Source organism: Bradyrhizobium sp. URHD0069 (assembly GCF_000701345.1).
In the GTDB taxonomy this organism is placed as follows: Bacteria; Pseudomonadota; Alphaproteobacteria; order Rhizobiales; family Xanthobacteraceae; genus Bradyrhizobium.
Window position 1 is genome coordinate 1 of sequence record NZ_JNIJ01000090.1, and the last position, 7,179, is coordinate 7,179.

Here is a 7,179-nt window from a genome sequence, read left to right on the forward strand (position 1 = left end):
AGGCTACAGCCCCCTCGACCAGATCAACACCTCGAATGTCAAGGACCTGACGCCGGTATGGACCTTCTCCACCGGCGTCATCGAAGGCCACGAAGCTCCTCCGATCGTCAAGAACGGCGTGATGTTCATCACGACCCCGATGGGACAGGTGATAGCCCTCGACGCCAAGACCGGCGATGAGTACTGGCGGTACAAGCGGCAGCTTCCTGACGACCTCTTTCAATTGCATCCGACCAACCGCGGCGTCGGGTTGTGGCAGGACAAGCTCTATCTCGCCACGACCGACGATCATCTTGTCGCACTTGATGCCAGGACCGGCAAGGTTCTCTGGGACACCAAGGTCCAGAATTACAAGAAAGGTCAGTATGGCGATGCCCTTCCAGACATCCGTATAAACGTAGGGCCACCCCGCGACGTCCGGCTGCAGCCAAGGCAGCCGCGAGCTGCGGGCGGCGATCGAGGCGTCGCCGGCCAGGACGAGGGCTTGATACCGTCGACTACTCAGGCTCGGCTGGGAACCCCGCTTTCATCCAGCCGTTTGCGCCAAGCGCGGAGGGCCCCTTGTCATGCAGATCGATTGGAACAGCGTCTTCTTACCCAGCCTCGGTATCGCCGAGATCGTCGTCCGGGGCACGCTCATGTATCTCGGCCTCTTCGTGATCCTGCGCTTCATGGCGCGGCGCCAGGCGGGGCATTTTGGGCCTGCGGATCTTCTGGTGATTGTGTTGATCGCGGACGCGGCGCAGAACGGGCTCGGCAAGGAATATCAGTCCGTGACCGAAGGCCTCGTCCTGGTGATGACCATCGTGGCCTGGGAGTATTTTATCGATTGGCTGACTTACCAGTTTCCGGCTCTAAGGCCTGTCCTCAGACCTCCGTCTCTGACCCTGGTAAAAGACGGACGGATTGTTGAAGAGGCAATGCGCAAGGAAATGCTATCGATAGACGAGCTCGCATCCCAGTTGCGGCAGCAGCAGGTCGAGGACATTGCGGAAGTAAAGCTCGCAAAGTTCGAAGGCGACGGACGGCTCAGCGTACTAAGGCGTGAAGCCCCGGCTGGACGATAACAGATGCAGCCGCCGACGGAATATGAGAAGTCGCTTATTGGCGAGGCTGCGCAAGTGTCACCACCACCAGCCCATCAGCTGCAAAGAGTGTCCCTGACCAAACGAATGCGGCGAGAGCAACGAATCCTGTCGCCATTGCCGAAATAGGTGTAATTGACGACAGAGTGGTGCGACACCACCAATAACGTGATAACGGTGCGCGCGCGGTCCAGCGGAACGATGCGTTCCGCCGCCATCACAGTCTGCCCGCCGCTATCGCGTTTTCGCAGCATCACTTCTCGAACGCGTCGTAAATGATATCTTCTTCAGCGTGACCTGGACGTGCATTCGCCCCGAAGGGCGTCCTCCATTAGCACGAAAAACATATCCTTGGCGCGGTCCACCACGATATAGACGCCGGTCGGCATCCCAGCTGACCTCGCCGAGCGAGCCCGGCGGCGGCATCCTTGTTCACCACGAAAAGGCACCGGTCCTTGCTGCTTAACCATGACTCCAATGTGAGCGAACTAGACGGCAACGGCTGCACTATATTGGAGTTTCTCGCGAGCCGATTTTGGGGTGGCGTATGAATGAAGATTTCTACAAACAGCAGGCACAGCGTGTCCGCGCGCTCGCCGACAAAGCCGATCCCTTCACCAAAAAGCGCCTGTTGGATTTGGCAAGCAAGTACGACGTCAAGGCCGGCAAGCCTTCCCGGGCATCGAGGATAATCGAGCGGCCGACGCCCCTTCCCACAAACCAAGCCCGGCCCTAGCTTACGTAGGATCAGGGACAGGTTTTATGAGAACACGGCGCGTCGACGAAGCGCTGATCCGGGAAGCCCAAAGCCTCGCCTGCCAAAGCTGCAACGAAAGGATGTGAAAGGCGATGCGCCATGGCTCTGCAACTAAGGGAAGCTAGGGCCGAGCCATTCCTCGGCGGACTTCATCAGTACTTCCGAGTTCGATTTCCGGTAGGCACAACCGTGGCGTGAACTGTCCAATTGCTGTCAAATGCCATCGAGCACCGCTCTGGCCTCGCGGGAATCGACGGTTTCGAAGCCCTCGGTCAACGAGCCGTAGATCTTGGCCAGTTCATCGTAGGCTTCCGCTCGTCGATCGCGCTCCGCCAGAAGCCGCGCGAGCCTTGTACTGCCTCGTAGGAGAAGTGCGCGGGCATTTTGGGCTTGCGCGCTCTCCATGGCGCGCCGGAGGCAGCGTTCCGCCTCCGCGTGGTCGCGGATTGCCGGAGCGAGATCGCCCTCGACCAGGTGCAGACTGGCGTCGGCCCAGTGCTCCTCATTGCGCCCGGCGACAGCCCGGGCCTCGGCGAGAGTGACGATCGCGTCCTCAAGCCGTTGCGCTCGGCGGTAAAGGTCAGCAAGAATCCCCAAATAGTGCGGCAAACGCAGCTCAGCCCCGGTGGCCCGCAGGTCCCGCACACCGACGCGAACGCGCGCAATACCATCTTCGACGTCGCCCTCCTCCGCGACAGCCCAGCCGTTCATGATCGCTGCCCAAGCGTCATAATAGCTGAATCCGTGTTCGTTGCAGATTGAGCGAGCCGCGTTGGCACGAGCGCGGACTTCCCTCGGCTCGCGACGGAACTGGTGCAGCATCGCCGCGTAGGCGAGCGCCACTGCCAGGCTGAACGGGTGGACGAGTCGATGGGCCAGATCGATCGCATCCTGCGCCGCCCGAAGCGCGGTGTCCGCAAACCCAAGATGCCAGTCGACGTGAGCCCTATAGGCACGGCCGAAGACGTGAATGTTGACGCCGCGCGACAAGGCATCGGCGGGATCGCCGGCCTGCACGATCTTTGCACTGCTGATCTCCAAGTGCTCGCGCGCCGATCGGTGCTCGCCCTGGTGGAATAGATTGAACGCCAAGGCATTGTGCGCGTCGGCCTGCATCACGAGATCGTCGCCTTGCTCGGCCAGGTCGACGAGCTCGGAGCACATCTCGCCCGTGCGCAGGATGTGACCGCGTACATGATGCACGTAGCACAGGCCGCGCAATGCCCTGGCGAGGTGGCGACGGTGTCCGTACCGTCGCGCCAGATGCTCGGCTCTGGCGTGCGCCGTCTCGACCTCTGGAGCGGCAAAGCCCCTCGTCGCTGTCAGCGGGGGACCCAGTGCAATCTGCACCTCAAGCTCGCAGCGCAACCGCTCATCGGTGGGCGGGCGGTTCCCGAGCATTTCGAGGGCCGTGGTCAGATGACTTATCGCCTCTCTGTTCGCCGATCGGCCGACCGCCAGCCGTCCGGCCCGCAACCAAAAGTCGATCGCCCGATCGGCAAGCCCGGCTGCGGTCAGATGGTGCGCAAGGAGCTCGGGCTGACGCGCGACAAGATCGGCGAACCGCGCCTCGAGGACGGCGGCAATTCGGCCGTGGAGCTCACTCCGCCAGCTCTTAAGCAGCGAGGCGTAGGCGACGTCCTGGACCAGAGCATGCTTGAACGCATAGACCGCCTCGGGCGGCGTGCCGCGCTGAAAGACGAGCTCTGACTTCACGAGCCGGGCGAGCGCCTGGTCGAGATCAGCCGGTTCTCGTGCAGCGACTGCATCGAGAAGCTCGTAGCTGAACTCACGGCCGATGGCGGCGCCGACCTGGACCAGATCCTTGGCCGAAGCCAAGTGATCGAGCCGGGCCATGAGAGAGTCCTGCAGACTCGCCGGAATGGCAAGCGCGCCACGCGATGCGACCAGCGCGAGACCCTCGGGCGTGTTGCGCAGCATGCCCGACTCCAGCACGGTCTTGGTGAGCTCTTCGATGAAGAGCGGAACGCCTTCGGTCTTCGCGACAATCTCGTCCACCAGTGCCGGAGGAAGGCGGCGCCCACCTGACGTTTGCTCAACAAGAGCCGCCGCTGCCCGGCGTCCGAGGCGATTGAGCGCCAAGGTCGTCACATGCGGGAAGGACGGCCAGGGCGGCGTCACCTCCAGCCGGAACGTGATGATTAGGAGCACCGGCAGGTGTTGGACCCGTTCCAGGATCAGCCCGAGGAGCTCGATTGAGGTCGGATCGAACCAGTGCGCGTCCTCAAGCACTGACAGAACCGGCCGTCGCTGGGCGAGGCCTTCGAGCTGTGCGAGAAGCACCTCCAGTGTCTTCCGCTTCTGGGTCTGCGGCAAGAGGTCGAGAGGCGGGTATCGACCGTCCATCGGTATGCCGAGGAGAGCCGCGATGAGTGGGACCGCTTCGGTGAGATCGTCGGTCCCTTGGGCAAGCAAAGACACGAGCTTGGAGAGCCGCATCGGAGGCGTGTCGTCACGTTCGAACGCCGCCGCTCGCTCGAGTTGGTCGATGAATGGCCAGAGCACGGTATTGGCGTGGTAGGGCGAGGCACGGTGAGAGATCCGAGTGTGCGGCTCGTCGGCGATCCGCTCTCGGAGCGCCTCGACGAGTCGCGACTTGCCGATCCCGGCCTCCCCTGCGAGCAGCATCGCCTGGCCCTCGCCGCTCTTGGCGAGATGCCAGCGCTCGACGAGAAGCCCCAGTTCCTGCTCACGCCCAACGAGCGGGCTGAAGCCCGCTGTGTGGAGTGCCTCGAAGCGGCTCTCTGCTGCGCCCGTGCGGGCGATCCGCCAAGCGTTGATCGGCTCTCCGAAGCCCCGCAGCTCGCATGGTCCGAGGTCCTCGACCTCGAACAGCCCGCCGATCAGGCGCCGTGTTTGCTCCGCGACGACGACTTCGCCGCTCCCGGCCACGGCCTGCAGGCGGGCGGCGAGGTTGGGGGGGTCGCCGACGACTGCTTCCTCCTGCGCCGCGCCAGTACCGAGGAGATCACCTACGACCACAAGGCCTGTCGCGATCCCAACCCGCGCGGCAAGTGGACGGCCGTCCGGAGACCGCAGACGGTCCACGGCCTCGACAATCGCGAGGCTGGCTGTGACCGCCCTCTCAGCCTCATCCTCGTGCGCGCGCGGCCAGCCGAAGTAGGCCAGCACGCCGTCGCCCATGAACTTGGCAACGTGTCCCTCGAAGCGTGCGATCTCGCCCGCGACTGCATTCTGGTAGGCAGTCAGCGTCTCCCGCATGTCCTCAGGATCGAGCCGCGTGGAAAGGGACGTCGAGCCGACAAGGTCGACGAACATCACCGTGAGCTGGCGGCGTTCCGCGTGGGACGGCCGCGGGATTGAGGCGGTGGACGACGGCGCAGTCTCCAGCGCAGCGATTGCCCTTAGCAGTTTTTTTCGGTGTCCGAGGGGCAGACCAAGCTTCTCGAAGTCGGCGTCGGTGAGCGACGGCAGCACGTCGGCATCGATGGCCTGCTCGCGGAACAGCGCCGCGTAATCGGGAAGGCCGAGACCTTGAAGCCACTGCGCGACGTCCATTCCGCGACGCTCCGCCAGCCAGCCCCGCAGCGAAGTCTAGCAGAGAACGGGAGGCTACGCGGGAATGTCTTGCCTGCACTTGCCGGTCGCAGCAGACTCTCCACTATTAAAGGTCGGCTACCCGCCGCAGCATTCCCTTCGTGAAGTTCGGCGGGCTCAGATTCCTCGATGCGGCGCACGTCACGGACATGGTGGCGCTGCTGCGCTTCGTCCAGAATCCGCGCGACCGCGTCGGCGGCTTCAGAATCCTTCATCTGTTGCCCGGCATCGGACCGGCTTCGGATCGCATGGCCGGGTCCGTCGACCAGGCTGCACTGCTGATTTGCGAGCCGGAAAGAGCATCTAAGAAGCGCCTCGTTGCCAGCTCGCCTCTAACCAACTTGCCTCGGATGTCAGGCCTACCCTCAATTGGAACAGAGAAACCAAGGGGCGCATACCGCTTGCGAGACAAGCCGGAACCTCTGCCGAGGCATCCTGTTAGAATACGAGATTGTCCGAGAGCCGCCCTCAACACGACGGCGCACCGAAACCCGCTCGTTGCAACGGGCAGCGCAGGTGGTATCGGCAGCTACAATAATGCTTCAAAAATTAAAACCTACGTTTCGCAGGTGTAGCAGCGGCGCTTAACGCCGCGCGAGCCAACCAGGGAGGAAGTCGATGCTTCGTACACTCATAATTAGCGCAGTGTCGGGCGCAGCCCTCACATTCTCAGCCGCTACTTTCGCGCAGCAAGGTCAGTTCGGCACGCCCCAGGAGGCCAGGGCCATGCTCGACAAGGCAGTCGTCGCCGTAAAGGCGGACCAGCCGGTGGCGCTGGCGATGTTTCTCAAGGGAGAGGGCGGATTTAGGGATCGCGACCTTTATCCGTTCTGTTTCAGAAGCGGGGACGGGAAGGCCCTCGCGAGTCCGCCTTCCGTTCTAGCTGGCACGGACATTAGAACCCTGAAGGATGCAACCGGCAACGTATACGGTCAGGAACTCTATGCTGCGGCGCAGACACCCGAAGGTCAAATCACCGAAGTTAGCTACATGTTTGTAAGGCCAGGCGCCGACGCAAAGCCGGTACCGAAGGTGAGCTTCGTAACCAGGGTCGGCGAACTCGGCTGCGGCGTCGGATACTACAAGTAGCCCGTCCACAAGCCGGCGACACTTACGGGGCGGCAACCCATGTCGCCCTCTCGTGACAAATGACCCTGCTCGTCTTCGGCTCAGCGACGATGTTTATCGACGCCGCCGCCGCGCTGCCGTGCAGCGTGATGAAATCGCGCCGTTCGATTGATTGGGCAGCATTCGCTCTTCCGCAGGCAAGGCCGGATTGCAGGATATCGAATTGGCAGGGATCCGTCAGCAGAACCCGAGCCCTTCACAACCCGCTGCTCGCTGACCGACGCCCAGAGCCCGTTTAGGTCAAACTGAGAAGAATTCAGTGTGAACAAATGTCTTCCGGGTTACCCCTAGAAGATGGGGTAATCGGCCGGCCCCAGCTTGTGGATAGTTGAAGATTTTGGGTGCTGCGCTTCAGGCTGATGGTGAAACGAGGTCCGTGGTGACGGCCTCAAGCATCAGAAGGAGAAGCGCAGCATGGACCATTTTGCTGGATTGGATGTATCGGTCAAGCAGACCAGCATCTGCATTGTGGATGACACGGGCAGAATCGTGCGGGAAGTGAGGGTACCGAGCGAGCCTGAGGCGCTGCTGAAGGTTCTAGGGAACCAGGCCTACCGCTTCAAGCGAATTGGACTAGAAGCCGGACCGCTGTCGCAATGGCTGTTCAGTGCTCTGGCCGAAGCCGGGTTG

5 protein-coding genes and 3 pseudogenes are annotated in these 7,179 nt (G+C 62.4%); 6 read left to right on the forward strand and 2 right to left on the reverse strand.

Going from position 1 to position 7,179, the window contains the following annotated elements; translation table 11 throughout:
- Together N554_RS39100 and N554_RS0129695 are read left to right on the forward strand one after the other, a co-directional pair.
- Positions 1–472, forward strand: a pseudogene (locus N554_RS39100) (PQQ-binding-like beta-propeller repeat protein); the annotation flags it as partial.
- Positions 473–566: 94 nt separating this feature from the next.
- Entirely contained in the window at positions 567–1,067 is a 501-nt protein-coding gene (locus tag N554_RS0129695; RefSeq protein WP_029586775.1) for a DUF421 domain-containing protein, read from the forward strand.
- A gap of 74 nt (positions 1,068–1,141) precedes the next feature.
- Here N554_RS0129695 and N554_RS0129700 read toward each other — a convergent pair whose 3' ends face one another.
- Positions 1,142–1,339: a hypothetical protein gene (locus N554_RS0129700; protein ID WP_029586776.1), complete on the reverse strand. Its 198-nt coding sequence runs from the start codon at positions 1,337–1,339 to the stop codon at positions 1,142–1,144.
- A gap of 293 nt (positions 1,340–1,632) precedes the next feature.
- Between N554_RS0129700 and N554_RS0129705 the strand changes: the two genes are divergently transcribed.
- Positions 1,633–1,821 carry a hypothetical protein gene (locus tag N554_RS0129705; RefSeq protein WP_029586777.1) on the forward strand — a complete coding sequence of 63 codons (189 nt, stop codon included), beginning with the start codon at positions 1,633–1,635 and terminating at the stop codon, positions 1,819–1,821.
- A gap of 234 nt (positions 1,822–2,055) precedes the next feature.
- Here the strand turns inward: N554_RS0129705 and N554_RS0129710 are convergent, their stop codons facing one another.
- Positions 2,056–5,382 carry an ATP-binding protein gene (locus N554_RS0129710; protein WP_029586778.1) on the reverse strand — a complete coding sequence of 1,109 codons (3,327 nt, stop codon included), beginning with the start codon at positions 5,380–5,382 and terminating at the stop codon, positions 2,056–2,058.
- A gap of 119 nt (positions 5,383–5,501) precedes the next feature.
- Between N554_RS0129710 and N554_RS43230 the strand changes: the two are divergent.
- The 3 genes and pseudogenes from N554_RS43230 to N554_RS0129725 form a co-directional block, all read left to right on the forward strand.
- Positions 5,502–5,702 (forward strand): annotated as a pseudogene (locus N554_RS43230) (hypothetical protein); the annotation flags it as partial.
- A gap of 337 nt (positions 5,703–6,039) precedes the next feature.
- A complete protein-coding gene (locus tag N554_RS0129715; protein ID WP_029586779.1) occupies positions 6,040–6,510 on the forward strand; it encodes a cache domain-containing protein in 471 nt (156 codons plus the stop codon).
- Positions 6,511–6,963: 453 nt separating this feature from the next.
- Positions 6,964–7,179, forward strand: a pseudogene (locus N554_RS0129725) (IS110 family transposase); the annotation flags it as partial.

Bases quoted from the DNA above. Each gene is read 5' to 3' on its own strand.
- N554_RS0129695 (WP_029586775.1), top strand. From the start codon at position 567: ATGCAGATCGATTGGAACAGCGTCTTCTTACCCAGCCTCGGTATCGCC.
- N554_RS0129700 (WP_029586776.1), bottom strand. From the start codon at position 1,339: ATGCTGCGAAAACGCGATAGCGGCGGGCAGACTGTGATGGCGGCGGAA.
- N554_RS0129705 (WP_029586777.1), top strand. From the start codon at position 1,633: ATGAATGAAGATTTCTACAAACAGCAGGCACAGCGTGTCCGCGCGCTC.
- N554_RS0129710 (WP_029586778.1), bottom strand. From the start codon at position 5,382: ATGGACGTCGCGCAGTGGCTTCAAGGTCTCGGCCTTCCCGATTACGCG.
- N554_RS0129715 (WP_029586779.1), top strand. From the start codon at position 6,040: ATGCTTCGTACACTCATAATTAGCGCAGTGTCGGGCGCAGCCCTCACA.